This is a genomic window from Pseudomonas sp. EA_5y_Pfl2_R50 (genome assembly GCF_963970475.1).
Taxonomy (GTDB): domain Bacteria; phylum Pseudomonadota; class Gammaproteobacteria; order Pseudomonadales; family Pseudomonadaceae; genus Aquipseudomonas.
This window is the reverse complement of sequence record NZ_CAXAPT010000004.1, coordinates 44,679-60,554: the sequence shown is the minus strand read 5'-3', so window position 1 is coordinate 60,554 and position 15,876 is coordinate 44,679. Positions and strand designations below refer to the sequence as shown.

The following is a 15,876-nucleotide window of genomic DNA, read 5'->3' as shown; positions in this document are numbered from 1 at the left end:
CAAGGAGATACACATGAAACGTTCTGTACTGTTAGGTCTGTTCGTTACTGCATCGATGATGGCTTCCACTTCGTTCGCCGCCGACAAGCCTGCCGACCTGTGCGATGCGAATATCCAGACCATCAACAATGCCAAGGGCCAGCTGTCAGCGAACCCGGAACTGAGCCAGCGCGCCGAGACCAGTGTCAGCAAGGCTCAAGCGCTCAAGGCCGAAGGCAAGATCGATGATTGCGTCGCGGAAACCTCGCAGACCATCGTCGAACTGCGCAAGTCCACCGGCACCAACAACTGATCGAAGCTGCAGCCAACCTTCGGGTTGGCCTTGCCGGTCGATTGGCGTACACTGCACAGGCTTGTTGCTCAAACAGATGTACTGAGCAATGAGTTCGGGGCCGTTTAGGATTCGACGCCGGTTGCGAAACTTTAGGTGCATGCCGACTTGGTAACAGAAGTCGTAAATCCACTGTTGCAACTACTTATAGTTGCCAATGACGACCAATACGGTGTTGCTCTCGCTGCTTAATTGCAGCTGACAATGCTCCTGGTACCTTCGGGTCCAGCAATCATCAGGGGATGTCTGTAAACCCAAAATGATTGTCATATAGAACAGAATCGCCGTGCAGTACGTTGTGGACGAAGCGGCTAAAACTTACACAACTCGCCCAAAGCACCCTGCCCGTCGGGTCGCTGAGGGTTAACTTAATAGACACGGCTACGCATGTAGTACCGACAGCGGAGTACTGGCGGACGGGGGTTCAAATCCCCCCGGCTCCACCACTTCATCATCTAAAGACGTCCACGGACGTCTTTTTTTGTGCCTGAAATCCAGTAAATCCAAGGATTTAAGCGCTACTGGGCGCTGGAGAGCTTGAGTTCAAGCGCCATAACGACGATAAACCGGACCTCCATGTGTTCGCCTTCAGTGAGGCCGAGAAACCGGTCAAGGCTAAACGGGTGATCCACCACTCCGGCGCCGAACAACGTGTGCCGGTGACATTGAACAACGGCATCAACCACTACGCATTGCCGGTATTCGCCTTGAACAACGGCGAGTAGACTGCCGAAGTGGTGCAGGACGGCAAAACCTCTGACGCATTGACCGTGCGACTGGTCGCGACCGGCGAAGGTTGGCATAGTGACTCAGAGCCAAATCCTGGTGGTAGTCAGTGGTGATACACCGCTCCCCTTGCCGGCTGATGTCAGCGATATTCATCTGCGTTTCGATGACAATATCCGCAAACGTTGTTCCGTTCAGCCCTCGATGAACTGTTGAGCTGAGGAGACTGACTTATGAATCTACCGCCTGAAGGGCTTCCAGTTTATAGAGTCCTGACGGGACCCGACGATGCTTCATTCTGCCATCGGGTCAGCGATGCCTTGAAAATGGGTTATGTGCTACATGGCGCTCCAGCCGTCACGTTCAACGGAGAACGGGTGATCGTTGCGCAGGCGGTTATCTGGCCTACGAGTATTAGCTTGCCTCAATAAAAGGAGCTTCACGATCTCTGAGAACTCTGAGTCGTGGCATGAGGCCTCCCCCGTCATCATGGATGTCATATCCGCTTACTCGCTAAAACAAAAGAAGCCCGAGGGGAGTTTGTCAACGACAAGCAGCGCAGGCGCTGTTCGAACTGACAGGTGATTTTTGCCCCACTCAAGCATTTGCTTCGACAGGGGACGCTGCATTTCGTTAGATTTGGGGGCTTGTTTGAAGGGGGCAAAGGGGCTATTTTTATGTCGAATAACAATATAGCCATTAGAACTATGAGACTGTAAGGGCAAGTGGCGGGATTTGTATCGAAAAAAGAATACAAACACGACAGTCAATTATATTTGGCAGCTTGCGATCTTGATTCAACCGGGGCAGCGTTCCCTGCATTAGTCTTCCTGCGTCAATCGGTCCGGCCTTTCGGATCACTGCCAGTGTGAAACGTATGTGATGGCAATACTGCCATGAGTACACGGATGTTCATGACCACGCGTTGTTAATATTTTTAACGCTGGTTCACAGGGAGGTTGACATGCTGGATCGCCAACAGCTGGAAGCATTTGCCTGCGTCATAGAATACAAGAGTTTTGAGCGTGCAGCATCGGCCCTTAACATTACCGGTGGCGCTATTTCGCAACGGATCAAGTCGCTGGAAAACTCTCTTTCAACCATTTTAATTATTCGAGAACGGCCCATTCACCCGACGCCGGCAGGCCAGGCTTTACTACAGCACGTCTCGGCCTTGCGCTCACTTGAACATGATGTTCTTAAGTTGCTTTCTCGCAAAAGCAGTATGAGTTCAAAAGTTGCTATTGGCGTACATCCCGATTCACTCAATACATGGTTCTCGCCGTTACTGATAGAACTGATGCGCGCTGAGCAGGTTTGCGTAGAAATCATCTCAGATGATCGATGCTCTAGTTTGAATATCCTCAAACGCGGTGACGTGCAAGGATGTGTATCGGTCGTTGCCAATGCGCTTGATGGCTTTGAAGTCCATCCATTGGGGGCAATGGAATACCACTGCGTCAGTACACCTGCCTATAAGCGCCGCTACCTGGCCCGAGGCATGGGCGCGCATTCCTTGCTCGACGCGCCAGCAATCACCCGGGGGCGCAACGACACGCGCCATACCGCATTCCTTCGTGAGCTGCTCGGTGTCTCGATCGAGCGTTTTCCTTGTCACTATCTGCCGTCATTACCCATGGTTCAGGATGCTGTACTGGCCGGCCTCGGCTACACACTGATGCCTGCGGACATCGCTGCGCCGTTTCTGGAGGACGGACAACTGGTCAATCTCATGCCGCAAAGCAGTTATAGAGAACCCCTTTACTGGCATGGCTGGATGAACCACTCGGTTGTCAATGATCTGGTGGGCCAACGGATCATTGACACTGCCAGCAAGTCCCTTCAGCCCACAGTTGGTTGAGTGACTTCTCAACGACGTCAAGCTTGTTAAGTGTTACTCGCATCGCTTTAAAAAATCTAACGCTCCGTTCGGCTTGAATGCTTGGGCGTAGAATGAGGTGAAATCGAGATAAGGTGATTCGGGGGCGTCATTGTGAAAAGTACTGCACTACATGCTTACTACGCACAACTCATGTCGCCCGTTACCCTATTGAAATGTTTGACTGACAGCATGGCCAGCGACACTTGGAAGCGAGTACTGGCACAGCGATTTTCCACCCCTGATGAATGCGTCACCGAGGCATTCAACGCCCACCGTCCCGGCGGTGCTTATTGTTGTGTCGGGGTAGACGGCACCCCATTAGGTTGGGCCGTGTATTTTCGTTTTCACGAGCGTTCCGGATATGACGGAAGCATGAATTTGGTACTTCATAGTCTTAACGATGAGTGCAGCCCTGGCATATTCGATGTTCTTTCTTCGGCGTGTGCTTCACAGGGGGTGGAACAGGGTGTTCATACGTTGATCAGTGTGGTCGACAGCAATATGAAGACCCATGCTTCATGGTTTTCAAGCAGCCCTTTCATGCTCGGCGGCGCAGTTGAAGCCAAAGAAGATTCGACGCTGCAAGTCTTTTACAGGAAGTTATTTTAGATGATTCGCCTGGCCATTCCTGACGACTTGCCATCTATGGTGGAAACTTACAATCAGGCAATTGCGGATAAGGTATTTGCCAATTGTGACGTCCCACAACGCGACACTGAAAAGTTTGCGTTGACCTATTTCGGAAATAATCGGCGTTTTGCCGTTCTGGTTTATTTGTCCAGCAACGGTGACACGATTGCCTGGGGGGCTCTGAAGCCGTTTTCCGCCCGGCCTGACGATGAAACCATGGCTGAAGTCGCGGTGTATGTGCGGCGTGACATGAGAGCGCGCGGGGTAGGTATTCGATTGTTGCGTGCGCTTGAAGCCTCTGCACGAGAGGCGGGGTTCGAATCGCTGGTTGCAATTATTCTGGGGCCAAACCACGCCAGCGCCCGCGGATGTATTTCGCAGGGATTTTCGGAACGCGTAAGGATTCCTCAGATCGCAAGGCTGGAAAACAACCTGGTCGACATAGTCTGGTTACAGAAAAAAATGGAAGGGAACACTCATGGTTTTGATCGTTGACGAGTCGTATCAATTGGGAACCTTTCGTGACAACGAGGATTCCTTGCGGCGCCTGAAATCCCAGGCTGGTATCGCACTGGATCTGGAGTTCGATAACCTCCGGCATGCGGGATTAACCCAGGGACAGCGGGTGCTGGATGTGGGCTGCGGGCCGGGAATAATCACGACTCAGATTGCGCTTCGTACACTTCCCAGTCGATTGCTGGCACTTGACTGCAATGAAACCAGTATCAAGGAAACGCGTGCGCAGCTCTCCAGCGCGGGAGTCAACGACGCACAGGTTCGTCAATGCAATCTCTATGACGACGTCCTGACCGAACCAGGACAGTACGACTTCAGCTATGCGCGGATGGTATTCCAGCATTTATCGGACCCGTTGCGTGCGTTGCGCAACATTCACCGGAGTCTCGCTATCGGTGGACGACTCTGCATTTGCGACATCGACGACCGCTGGTTCGGCGCAGCGCCTCAACCTCCCGAGCTGCAATCTTTCCTGGCCCGAGTTGCACGGGCTCAGGCCGCTCGCGGCGGTGATCGCCATGTGGGCAGCAAGCTGGCAAATTACCTTGAGCAAACCGGCTACAGTGACATCCGCTGCAGCATGTTACTGGTGTCCACGTCGCTGATTGGTGCAACGGCATTTTGTGACCTGGTCTTTGGTTACAAGATGGAAGTGATCCCGCAAGCCGAACTCGAACAGGCTCAGCGTGAAATGGCTGCGATCAAGGAAAGTATCGAGAGCCCAGGCGGCTGGGCGGGGATCGGGGTATTCTTCGTTTCTGGAGAAAAACAGTAACTGAATGGAATCACGGGAGCATTGTATGCCTGACAAAGCCGAACCGAACTCCGCTGTACGCCAGCAAATCGCCGCCACGGCCTGGATTGCATCGAGCGCTATCCTGGAAGGCAACATCTCGATCGGTGCTGGTACCGTTGTACGCCATGGCGCGATGCTCGTTGCAGAAGGGGGTACGCTGATGATCGGGGAGAACTGCATCATCATGGAAAATGCGGTAATTCGCAGCACGAACCATGATGATTGCCACATCGGTAACCATGTGATGGTGGGGCCGCACACTCATTTGACCGGCTGCAGGATCGACGATGAAGTGTTTGTCGCGACCGGCGCCTCGGTCTTCAACGGTGCTTGCATTGGCAAAGGCGCGGAGGTGCGCATCAACGCTGTGGTTCATATCAAAACCAGGGTAGAAGACGGCGCGACACTGCCGATTGGCTGGGTCGCCGTGGGCGATCCGGCGCAATACTTTTCCCCCGACCAGCACAAGCAGATCTGGAACGTACAGAAAGAACTGGATTTCCCCCGCTATGTTTTTGGCGTCGACCGCAACAGTAATGGTGTTGTCAGGCAAATGATGGAGCGTTACTCACGCTTCCTGCGCAAGCAGCGGGTGGGCGATGAATGACGAGTCCGAGAGCACCAGCGGACTGACAATTATCGATGGCCATAGTCACATTGCTTCGACGCACTTCACTCCCCTGAGTTTCCTTGAAGGCGTGGCAGACAATATCGAGGTGAGACTTCGGGCCAGCGGATTCCCGGTTTCCAGAACCCGGATTATTGACCAGTTTCAGCGTGAGCTCTGCGACCACCAGGGTGATGCGCAGATCGCTGCCATGGACAGATCCGGGATCAGCCGCTCCGTCCTGCTACTGCCGGACTTTTCCTTCGCGTTGCCGGATACGGAACTGAGCATTGACGAGATGTTTCAGGAGCACCAGGCCATTCTCCAGCGTCATCCGGGACGCTTCGAAGTCTTTGCCGGCGTAGATCCACGCTGGGGGAAGGACGGACTGGATCTGTTCATTCGCGGGATCGAGGAGTACGGCTTCAAGGGTTTAAAGCTCTATCCGCCCTGCGGATACCAAGCCAATGACCCGGCGCTGGCGCCCTTCTATGAGTATTGCAACGCTTATCGCCTTCCGGTACTGCTGCACATCGGCCCAACGTCTCCGGCGCTTTCTTTTGCCCAGGCTCAGGCCATGTGGGTGGACGAACCGGCACACCGCTATCGAGACACCCCTTTCATCCTCGCGCATGGGGCAGTCAATGACCAGGCGCAGTGCATCCAGCTATGCAAATACCGCCCTAATGTTTATCTCGATCTAAGCGGCGCCCAGCACTCGATAGATCCTCGCGGTAACGCGCCCTCACTGGCGACATTGTTTGAAAGTGAAATCAGTCACAAGATCATCTTCGGTACAGACTGGCCAATCAACAATCATGAGGCGATCAACAAACGTCTGCACTCATTCATCCTGGATCATGGCGAAGCCGTCTACAGTCACGATGCCGGGCTGATTCTTTCCGGGAACATGCGGCGATTGTTGAATGGGGCGTCGCGCAACGCATAAAGCGTCGCTGACAGGCGCTCATGGGATCACTCGCGTCATTGTGCATTACGCCCTGGAACGTAATGCACGGGACAGATTCGATTCGGTCATGCCCGCAGATGAACGGGTTCCTGGTTCTGCAAACGATCAACAAAAAAGGTACGGAAGGGTGACGGGTGACGCAAGCTACGCCCGTGCTGGATCAGCTGCCGTGCATGGTCGAATTGGCGGGCACGTATCGCCGCTTCAATCGTAGTCAGTTCAAGTAGATCGCGTTGTGCATTGCTGCCACCAATCGCACGTACCGTGGGCAGGATCTTGCTTAACAAATCCCAAGCGCTGTCGTAGTCACCTTGCTGGAAGGCAATCAGCCCTCGACAAACGGTACGTGTCACATTGGCAATAACCGGGACTTTGGCGTAAGTGGCATCAATGCGCCGCAGGATACGCTGAACCAATACCTGGTGATTCGAGCTGGCCATCGCCATGATCGAATGAACGTCGTTGAACCAGTACTGCGATTGATCGATTGATGGCATCCAGTGCTGTGCGACTTCTTGCCAGAGTTCGGAGACATCGATACCGGTTAGCGACAAGCGCCACAGTAAGCTGACGGCGTCCAGATCTTCGTACCCGTCGGGGTCGTTCTTGATCCTGATTTTTTGATGGAAGGTCTGCAGTACCGCATCCGGGCGCTGCATGTAGAGATTGAACAGCGCGTGGTGCCACCACAAATGGATGCGCATACAGAGGTTGCCGGCCCAATTACTTTCGGTGTCGTCCAACCACTTCAGCGTTTGAGCATAGTGCCCGCGTTCGTACCCCACATGACAGGCCGCATGAATTGCGTAAATATCCCGGGGATTGATGGCCAACGCGCACTCGGCCGCGACACTGGCGGCGTCGTAGTCGCCATTTTCCACCAGGGCAAAGGCTTCGATACCCCGCACATAACCATACAGAGGATGTGCGGCGCCCCAGAAGGGTCTTACCGTCACAATGGTTTCGCGCATCCGCTCAGTCCAGCCCATGTTGAACTCCAGCATGTGCAAGCTGAACAGCGCCACCACGTCTCGCGGGTGTTGAGCCAGCAGTTCGCGCCAGCAGACATGGGCGAGTTCATATTCCTGATTTATCCAGTGATTGCAGGCTGCCAGGTGACCCTGTTCGCGTTGATCCAGGAACGCCTGGTCAAGATTGCCCAAGAGCATCGTGGCTTGGTGGATCTGCCGGTCTTCCATGCTCGACAGCCTGACGGCGCATTCGATCAATTGAGAAATCGGGCAACGAACCTCGCGCTGTTGAAGCAATGGAAGTGGATCGAACTCCATCCCAAGAATGCCTGTGAGGGCAATCTCCAATTCGTCTGCTTCGGCAACGTCCTGCACTCGTACAGGCACGCCGCGAGAATCAATGAACTCGATCATACAAAATCCTTCCTGTCGGTCTCTGCCTGGTCCACTGAGAATGCCCGGGCCTGTTCATTCTCAGGCCGCCAGTTCAGCGAGCCTGGCTGGATTGATACCGTCGACCAGTGCGGCCGGGTTGATCTCGCGATCAAGTCGCTCATGGATCAGATTCAGCAACGCAATCAGCAACATCGAGTTGCCTCCGGCATCGAAAAAGTCAGTTTGATCGTTGTGCGCTGGTTGCTTGAGAACTTCTGCCCAAATGGTGTGGATCACCAGCAAAGGGCTGGTGTCGGTCTGCGATTGAAGTTCCTGGGTTGGCATGTTCATGGCGTTCCTCCGAGGGCGGATATTTGAGTAATGCGGTTAGTGCCTGTATTGAACAAGCATGTTGGCACGCAGGTTGGGAGCATCGACTGAAAACAGAAATTTCTCGCCCTCAGCGGGTGAAGTCTGTCTGGCGTAATCAACATAGTTAATTAACGTATCGGCCGAGAAGCAGTGCCCGCATCGCGCGACGTTATCCAGGTACAGTTGCCGGCGAGAAAACCCCAGACGGGTTTCTTTGAGCTGTGTCACTGGACGAAAAATGTTGTTGCAAAACACTTTGTTTATATCGCTCAAGCTTGTTGTGGAGCATTCCAATACTTCGTTCAAGATGCGCCCATAGAGTTCGGGCTCATCCTTACCGTGATTTGAGGTGATCGGGTCCTGGCTGACACCAAAACGAGCAGACATGATTTCCAGACCTGGAACGTCACGACGAGTCACCAGACAACTTGCTGCCGAATCGCTAAGCAAGGCGAAGTTATTGAAGCGTATCGACTCGTCGTACACCTTATCAGCGGTAATGATCAAAATATTATTGTAAGCCCCGCTGCGGATCATGTTTTCAGCCATCACGATCGCACTCATGAAACTAATACAATTGTTCAGAGTGATGCCAATCGGAAAGGCTTTTTTCAGTTCGAGACTTTCATAAATCCGTGCATTGTAATTAATGTACTCGATTTCATTTCCGGGGAAGCAGGTTGAGCAGAACATGACGAAATCGACATCGCCCGCAGACACACTACTCTGGGCCAGAGTCTGGCGGGCTGACCTGATTCCAAGATCGAATATATCGTCGTCGGTCTTGAAATAGGATCCCCAGCCAAATACCGTGGGCTCATCGGGATAACCATAGCGGCCAAGCATGTTCTCGAAGTCGGGCACATCGCGATAGGGACGTTCAATTTCACCCAAGACGTAAGAACAGGCATCGATTGTTATGCGCATCCGCATCCTTCCTTTTTACAGAACAGGGCCGGAAGTTATCCGGCCCAAAGGTTGTCAGGCTGGAATGAAAGGGTCGCCCCGCATGTTCTTGTCGCGAATACGGTTATGCGAATAGCGGTTTTCGCCTGAAACCACCACCGCCCCGTAATTCTCCAGGCTGACCTCACCGCCAAACTCGTGAAGCATGTCGGTATCGGGATGGATAAGGACTTCTGGCGGAACATAACGAGCGGAGTAACCCAGGCGCATTTTGTCGGTCAGGCCCAGATGAGGGAGCGAGGAGTGAAGGACCGTAGACCAGAAAATCACGCACTCGCCGGCTTTCATCTCGAAGTAGACGGCTTTTGACTCGTCAGGCTTCCAGTCCGGGTCAATTTGCAGATCGCGATAGTCGTACCCCCACAACCCGCGACGTACACCATCTTTGACAACGTCGTTATTTTTTTCAGGACTGAAGATCAGACGCTTCTCTTCATCGTAATGCATCATGTTGTGGGTGCCGGGAACGATGGCCATGCAAGCGGTATCTTTCATCGTATCGGTGAACGCGGTCCAGGCGGTCAACGTACCGCGCCGCCCTGAATCATCAGGCCAGACGATATGAGGGCGCCCCGCCACCCCGGCGAACGTATTCGCCTGGTGCCAATCAGTGCCCGCATCGCCGGGGTATTTCGAAAAGAACTCGGTTCGCCAGCAAAGCAGGTCTTTGCCCATAAGGCTGCGCACTTTATGCACTATCTTGGGATTGCAGACATGGCTCCCGAGAAACGGAATATCCAGATGCCTGTCGTAGTTCGCCAGATTATTATTGCCGGCATTGGAGATGGTATTGTCGGAATAAACAGCATGACTGCGATCCAGTGTCTGCAGTCGAACAGATCGCCATTGCTGCTCCATCTCTTCCGGTTCATAGACCTTGAACGGCTTTACATATCCATTCTTGAAGAAAAAAGCTATTTCTTCATCGCTAAGCCCGAAATCTTCTTTTAACTGATTCAAGGTAAATCTCCTTGCCTTCTTAGTGTGGAAGAACGCTGTTCCCGTAACTACTCAGCTGAATACGGAAGTTTCGTATCGTGAAGATATATTCTTGCGTTGCAGTTTTAAGTTTCGGGTCAGCAAACCGTTCTCTGGCGTGAACGGTTCAGTGGACAAGAAGTAACTGCGTATCGGAACCGAGGCATAAATATTGTATTCGCTGATGGTCGATTCAATGAGCTGTCTTGCACTCGAATCAATCTGTTCGACAATCAGCAACATCCCCAAGTGCGGCCTGCAGGCACCCAGCGCTACAGCGTGCTGAACAAAGGGCAGACTATTGAATGACTGCTCGACGGAAGTGGGATGGATTTTCTGTCCACCGGAGGTAATGATCGTGTCGTTTTTACGGCCCTCGATGAAAATATATCCATCGGCATCCATATGTCCGACATCGCCTGTGGCGATGAGGGTTTCGTCCAGATACACCGCTTGTTCCACCTCCGCTGGCTGGTCTACATAACCGCAGGTCAGTCGAAGACTTGATTTGAGCCGTATTTCCCCATCGCTTTCTAACGTCACGCTGCCAGGAGTGAGCGCCCGTCCAACCGAACCAGGTCGATTGTGATGGAGGGTATTGACGGCGACCGGGCCGTATTCGGTCATACCATACGCTTCGAGAAGCGGCAGGCCCGCAGCGCGATAGCCAGTCAAAATGGCCAGTGGCAGCGCGGCCATGCCGCTCCACATTTGCCGCATGTTCGCACCAAACGCCACGCGCAGTTTTTCCTCGTCTCCGTCTGCCAGGCGCCACATCGCATCGTAAAAAAGCGGAGGGGCCAGGAACAGGCTTGGTGACGCCCGCTTGAGTGCCTGCATCACCTGTTGCATATCGCTCAAAACGATATCGACACCGGCGTCAATGCATCCATAGATCAGCAACTTCTGCTGATAGTTGGACAGTGGCAAAAAGATCAAAAAACTATCGTCTTGCCTTGCGCCAATGGCTGAAAAAAATTGCTTGGCGTTGGGCAGGACCGTCGCGTTGTTCACCCTGATTTTTTTCTCTTTACCGCTGGTTCCGGAAGAGAAAATGACAGGGCCGGGGACCGCATTGGAGGCGTTCAAAAACGCTCTGTTCTTAAACAGACTCAACCCACAGATCTTCCCCAAGGGCTCCCATGAGTCACTTTCCACGACATCTTCATATAGAGCGCTGGCAAGCAGGTAGGCAATGTTGTCCTGTCCGATAACATCCAGCGCACTCTTCGCGTTTTTTTCAGGAATCTGTAAGACCGTACAATCGATATTCAGTAACGCCAGATCAACAATGAACGCTGACTTGCCGTTCTCGGCAATGACGGCTACCTGTTTGCCCATATCTACGCCGAGAGCACGGAGCTGTTGCGAAACAAGAGAAACCGTTTCGTATATATCAGAGAACCGTACACGCTCCATTTCGGTACTTTCATCAAACACAACCGTGTTGCGCTGATTGTCTTTGAGTTTGGAAATCAGTGTTGCCAGTCCTTCACTCTTCACGCTGCTCGCTCCTGCGTCCGATGGCGTCGGTCGTTTTAAGCCTACTACCGGCGACGGCGCTGGTGGCATTGCGTTAGCTTTTTGCGGGGGGCTTTAGTTTTACTAACGCAGGTTGCGATCCTGATCGGGGTCTGGGTATTTTCAGACGTCTTCGCGGTGCAGCACGCCCCCCCGATACAGAACGTTATGTGCTGCTGATCTTCTGCTGCGAGGCAACATTTCGACGGCCCATGGCATTCGCTGATAACGCGATTGGCCCACCGGAGCTTCATCAATGTCATCACGAAACAATTTGTTCTACGGCGTCGTTGCGCTGGCCACGGCTTGCGATCAGGCGGTGTTGACCGGCGTCATCTGGATGTCGCTCAAATTGTCCGGTTCGACCATCCCCCTGGGAGTGGTTCTGTGTTTCTCGGTCGTGGTGCCGTTCCTGCTGGACCTTGTGAGCCGGGGACGGGCCGCGAACATCGGTGCTACCTGGCTGGTCGTATTGCGCATCGCTGTATTCGTCTTCGCTGCACTCTGCGCATGGTTTGGACTGGCCACGACGCTGAGCGGCTTTTTGTTGATCGCGCTGATGGTTGGTACGGTCGACTTTCTGACGGCCAGCTCCCTGGAAATCGAAAATACGCGCCGTGTGGTTGCAGGCTGGATACCCGCCGACAACGCCGCGCGCTATATGCAAACGGCCATACAGGTCGGCGGTTTCAGCGGGTCGCTGGCGGGTGGAGGGTTGTTGGGCATGCTCAGCGACTCGACTTTCCTGTTGTGCGTGGCATTGGCAGGTGCGGCGCTCAGCCCGACGTTGTTGGCGGGACGTATGAAACGCAGCGCGCCGATTGCCGCAGATAGCCACGACCATCGGCAGGACAATCAAGCCAATGACAGCACGTTCGAGATGCCCTATGGCTGGATGGCGTGCCTAGGGTTGATTGCCCTGCACATCGGTGCATTCAACAGCATGATGCCCGTCGTTTATCAGCAGGTTAATCATTGGGGCCCTACCAGCTTTGGCATTGCCTCCGGCGTCGCGGGCATCGGGGCTTTCATGGCCGCTTTGATGCCACTGGGCAAACATCGACTGGTGATGTTCGCGATCTGTCTGATAGTGGTCGATGCACTGATGGTCCTGGCACCCCAGGTGCTGCTTTCGCTGGTGGGGGCCTTTTTGGTCGGGTTCATCACCAACCACCTGCGGATCATCGTGCGCAGTCAATTGATGCGTAGCGCGAACAATGATGCCCAGGCCGCGCGGGTAGGCAGTCGCAGCACCTTCTGCGCGTATTCGATGCAGGCCACAGCCCCGTTGTTTCTGACTTTTGCGACTTCCGCGTCGGTCTTCGGCCCCACTTCCGGCCCGGCATTGATGATCGGTACCGGTCTGTTTACCGCCATTGGGCTGCTGGGGCTTGCCCACTTGCGCCGACCGCCGCAGCCCCTTCCGATGGCGCGCTTATAAGTGATGAATGGAGAAAACCGATGAGTTCCGAAGGCCTTGAGGTCGATCGTCACCGTGTGCTTGCGCAAATATTCAACCTGATGAGGGAAGTCGCACCTCAGAGCGTGCAGGAGAATCCGGACATCTCATTTCTGGAGGCTGGTGTCGATTCGATGAAGCTGATTCTTTTGGTGACACGCCTGGAAGATACGTTTCAGATCGAGTTCGAGACTGACCATCTGGCGCCGCAGTTTCTGGGCAGCCCGGCGTCCGTCGCCGGTCTTCTTGTGGATCATTACCTGGCTGTTTAGGCGAAGGATTGCCCTCATGAAAGAACAACCGTTTCCCTACGACGTGCAACTGTACGACCGTCGTTTCCTCAATTGTTTCCAGCGTCATGCCGTTGTGTTCATGAAGCGCCTGGGCATTGAAGTGGACTGGCTTTTCCATAATGCCTTGCCAGCCGCGAACGATATTTTTCAGCAAATGGTGGTGCAAAACAAAGCCAAGTACGCACTGCAAAGCAGTTACTTCTCCGAAGATGATCTGGCCCTGTTGGGTGTACGCTTTTATGAGCGGCAGGCCGAGCATCTGGATGACCTCCTTGAGATTATCCACCAGCAAATTCAGGCTAATGGCTGCGCTTTTCTTTCGGGGGATGTGTACTACTTTGCCCACTGTCCCGAATACCGCAGCGCCCATGCCCAACATGTCGTGGTACTTCGTCAAGCCAACGCGGACGGCACCTGGGACATCGTTGATGATAATGCTGCCAGTGTGCTGTGCGAGTACCGTTATCCGCAGCAAGTGCTTGAGCAATTCTTCCAGAATGAGGGTGCCCGGCGCATGTTTTGTCTGGAGTGGACGCCGACGCCAATTAGCGCTGTCGAGACGTCATTCCCCCAGCGTCACCAGGCATTTTTAAACGACTTCAATAATGATCCCTGGTTCTATTACAACCTTGAGCACCTGCTGGATAACCCATTGGCCTGCGACGCGACCAAGTTTCGGGCGCTGCATGATGTATTCACGCTCTTGGCCGGCTCGCGTGATTGCTTTTCCCGCTATTTATCGATGACCGGTGCGCCCGAGGCGACCCAGGAACGGGTTGCTCTGTTTGCCAAAGAGGCCGGCGTACTTAAAGGCTTGATGGTGATGGCGCAGATCACCGGCAAAGTTCGTCGTCGCGATTTGATCGAGCGATGTGCAGCCTTGGCAGAACTTGAAACCCAGTACCTGTATGACTTGCGTTTGCCCCATTAGCAGAGCATGGCCCATGCCTGACATGTTCTGCCCCCCGGCACTCAGGCACGTCGCCTCATTAACAGGATACTTATCATGAACTTCCTGATTCAGGCGTCACTGATCTTCAGCCTGCCATTGTTGTTCTGGTTGCCGCTGCGTCGCTTCATGCCGTTGGTACTGATACAGATTCTGTGCGGCATGCTGATCGGCCCGAGCCTTTTGGGGCGCGTGGCGCCGGAACTCTACAGCGCAGTGTTTCCGCCCGACACGGCAGTCGCCTTATCAAGCCTCTCGGCGTTGGCGATTGTCTGCGTCGGATTTATCGCAGGATTGGAACTGGAGCTCGATGAACTCAAGCACCAGGCTCGTCAGGTATTGCGCGTCGGCTTCTTGAGTTATCTTGTTCCCGCGGTGGGAGGCGGTTTGTTTGCCTTGTGGGCGGGGTACCAGTGGCCGGAGTTGATGGGTGAGCGTACAACGCTATGGGTCTTCGCCGTCGCAGGTTCGATCTGCTTCGGTGTGACTGCCCTGCCCGTCCTGGCGGCCATCCTGCACGAGATGAACCTGTCCGGGAGTCGGCTTGGCCGCATGTCGTTGACCTTGGCCGCCATAAACGACCTGCTGTTGTGGAGCTGCCTGACAGTTCTGATGCTGGCAACCTCACAGTCGAGCGCCTCGCACAGCCGCTGGGTCTGGCTGCTTGGCCCAGTGCTGGTGGCGATCGGGTTCATGCTTCGTCCGCATCTGCGCAAATGGCTGGACAGCCTGACTCACGCCACGGAGCTATCGAGGAGCGCGCTAAGCGTTGTGCTCGTCGGCCTGTTCTTGTCCGCCAGCATCAGCGAGATGCTGGGCATGCATGCGGTGATCGGCTCTTTCATTTTCGGAATGCTCCTGCCACGGGCACTCCGTCGGCACTTCACCAAACTGACGGCCCCGTTCAGCAACGCAGTACTGCTGCCATTCTTTTTCGTTTCGGCGGGGCTCAGCCTTGATATTACAGCGAGCCCTCTGTGGACGTTTTTCGTGCTTAGCGTCGTGGTGGGCAGCGGCTTGAAAATCATCAGCACCGCAATCCCTGTGCGCGCGTGGGGCTGGAGTTGGCGTGAATCGCTGCAACTGGGGGCGCTCATGCAGAGCAAGGGACTGATGGAGATCGTGGTGCTTCGCGCGCTTTATGATGCGGGGATCATTTCGCAAAGCTGCCTAACGGCGCTCTTGCTAATGGCATTGGTCTGCACTGCATTGGCCATGCCTTTGACGCGCGGACTGGTGCCGCAAATCAACCAGAAATACGTGATAACAAGCGGCAGTTGATCGCTTCAGCGCAGCAAAAAGCAGAGCTTGGGCAAAAAGCCTGGCCCTGACCAATTGCGCGGCCATGAGTCACACGATACTGATACACCTTCTGTCAGGTCGCTTCGGGCAGGACTGCACTGCGAAGGCAATCGACCACCGCGATGTTATCTGAGCCGAGAGACTTTGGCCGGCCGACTCCTTAATCGTGTTCCAGGAGGGTCTTTAGTACGACCGCTACCAGGTGATTACTGCCTATCGCCACCGGCAGCTA

The 15,876-nt window shown here is 54.2% G+C and carries 17 protein-coding genes, 1 other RNA gene and 1 pseudogene; 14 read left to right on the top strand and 5 right to left on the bottom strand.

Annotated features, from left to right (window positions below; translation table 11 throughout):
- Window positions 1-13: 13 nt before the first annotated feature.
- The 10 genes and pseudogenes from AACY19_RS08265 (at window position 14) to AACY19_RS08220 (ending at window position 6,437) form a co-directional block, all read left to right on the top strand.
- Complete coding sequence (locus tag AACY19_RS08265; RefSeq protein WP_076565773.1) at window positions 14-292, top strand: hypothetical protein; 279 nt, start codon at window positions 14-16, stop codon at window positions 290-292.
- Window positions 293-388: 96 nt separating this feature from the next.
- Window positions 389-777, top strand: a transfer-messenger RNA (tmRNA) gene (ssrA, locus tag AACY19_RS08260).
- Window positions 778-876: 99 nt separating this feature from the next.
- Window positions 877-1,275: pseudogene (locus AACY19_RS08255) on the top strand (hypothetical protein); the annotation flags it as partial.
- 15 nt (window positions 1,276-1,290) lie between these two features.
- Complete coding sequence (locus tag AACY19_RS08250) at window positions 1,291-1,488, top strand: DUF1737 domain-containing protein (RefSeq protein ID WP_339449728.1); 198 nt, start codon at window positions 1,291-1,293, stop codon at window positions 1,486-1,488.
- Window positions 1,489-2,021: 533 nt separating this feature from the next.
- Window positions 2,022-2,918: an HTH-type transcriptional regulator ArgP gene (gene argP, locus AACY19_RS08245; RefSeq protein WP_339449726.1), complete on the top strand. Its 897-nt coding sequence runs from the start codon at window positions 2,022-2,024 to the stop codon at window positions 2,916-2,918.
- 210 nt (window positions 2,919-3,128) lie between these two features.
- On the top strand, window positions 3,129-3,548 hold the full coding sequence (locus AACY19_RS08240; protein WP_339449724.1) for a hypothetical protein: 420 nt from the start codon (window positions 3,129-3,131) through the stop codon (window positions 3,546-3,548).
- The gene (locus AACY19_RS08235) at window positions 3,549-4,064 is read left to right on the top strand and encodes a GNAT family N-acetyltransferase (protein ID WP_339449722.1); all 516 of its coding nucleotides are present in this window, start codon (window positions 3,549-3,551) and stop codon (window positions 4,062-4,064) included.
- Window positions 4,048-4,860, top strand: coding sequence for a class I SAM-dependent methyltransferase (locus tag AACY19_RS08230; RefSeq protein ID WP_339449720.1), 813 nt, complete (start codon window positions 4,048-4,050; stop codon window positions 4,858-4,860). Before AACY19_RS08235 ends, AACY19_RS08230 begins: the two co-directional genes overlap by 17 nt.
- A 25-nt stretch (window positions 4,861-4,885) precedes the next feature.
- On the top strand, window positions 4,886-5,488 hold the full coding sequence (locus tag AACY19_RS08225) for a gamma carbonic anhydrase family protein (protein WP_339449718.1): 603 nt from the start codon (window positions 4,886-4,888) through the stop codon (window positions 5,486-5,488).
- Window positions 5,481-6,437, top strand: a complete 957-nt coding sequence (locus AACY19_RS08220; protein WP_339449716.1) for an amidohydrolase family protein — start codon at window positions 5,481-5,483, stop codon at window positions 6,435-6,437. Before AACY19_RS08225 ends, AACY19_RS08220 begins: the two co-directional genes overlap by 8 nt.
- Before the next feature lie 86 nt (window positions 6,438-6,523).
- On the opposite strand, the gene AACY19_RS08215 is transcribed toward AACY19_RS08220, so the two are convergent.
- From AACY19_RS08215 to AACY19_RS08195, 5 genes are read right to left on the bottom strand one after another with little or no spacing between them, the layout of a single operon-like run.
- Entirely contained in the window at window positions 6,524-7,843 is a 1,320-nt protein-coding gene (locus tag AACY19_RS08215) for a tetratricopeptide repeat protein (protein WP_339449714.1), read from the bottom strand.
- Window positions 7,844-7,903: 60 nt separating this feature from the next.
- Window positions 7,904-8,155, bottom strand: a complete 252-nt coding sequence (locus AACY19_RS08210; RefSeq protein ID WP_339449712.1) for an acyl carrier protein — start codon at window positions 8,153-8,155, stop codon at window positions 7,904-7,906.
- A gap of 36 nt (window positions 8,156-8,191) precedes the next feature.
- Window positions 8,192-9,103: a hypothetical protein gene (locus tag AACY19_RS08205; protein ID WP_339449710.1), complete on the bottom strand. Its 912-nt coding sequence runs from the start codon at window positions 9,101-9,103 to the stop codon at window positions 8,192-8,194.
- A 54-nt stretch (window positions 9,104-9,157) separates the two neighbouring features.
- Complete coding sequence (locus tag AACY19_RS08200; RefSeq protein WP_339449708.1) at window positions 9,158-10,102, bottom strand: chlorinating enzyme; 945 nt, start codon at window positions 10,100-10,102, stop codon at window positions 9,158-9,160.
- Window positions 10,103-10,153: 51 nt separating this feature from the next.
- Window positions 10,154-11,623 (bottom strand): AMP-binding protein, encoded by a 1,470-nt coding sequence (locus tag AACY19_RS08195; RefSeq protein WP_339449706.1) that lies wholly within the window; start codon window positions 11,621-11,623, stop codon window positions 10,154-10,156.
- Between the two features lie 274 nt (window positions 11,624-11,897).
- Between AACY19_RS08195 and AACY19_RS08190 the strand changes: the two genes are divergently transcribed.
- The 4 genes from AACY19_RS08190 (at window position 11,898) to AACY19_RS08175 (ending at window position 15,623) form a co-directional block, all read left to right on the top strand.
- On the top strand, window positions 11,898-13,082 hold the full coding sequence (locus tag AACY19_RS08190) for a hypothetical protein (RefSeq protein ID WP_339449704.1): 1,185 nt from the start codon (window positions 11,898-11,900) through the stop codon (window positions 13,080-13,082).
- Window positions 13,083-13,102: 20 nt separating this feature from the next.
- Window positions 13,103-13,372 (top strand): acyl carrier protein, encoded by a 270-nt coding sequence (locus AACY19_RS08185; RefSeq protein WP_339449702.1) that lies wholly within the window; start codon window positions 13,103-13,105, stop codon window positions 13,370-13,372.
- A 16-nt stretch (window positions 13,373-13,388) separates the two neighbouring features.
- Complete coding sequence (locus AACY19_RS08180; protein ID WP_339449700.1) at window positions 13,389-14,324, top strand: hypothetical protein; 936 nt, start codon at window positions 13,389-13,391, stop codon at window positions 14,322-14,324.
- Window positions 14,325-14,399: 75 nt separating this feature from the next.
- Window positions 14,400-15,623 carry a cation:proton antiporter gene (locus tag AACY19_RS08175; protein WP_339449698.1) on the top strand — a complete coding sequence of 408 codons (1,224 nt, stop codon included), beginning with the start codon at window positions 14,400-14,402 and terminating at the stop codon, window positions 15,621-15,623.
- Window positions 15,624-15,876 lie beyond the last annotated feature (253 nt).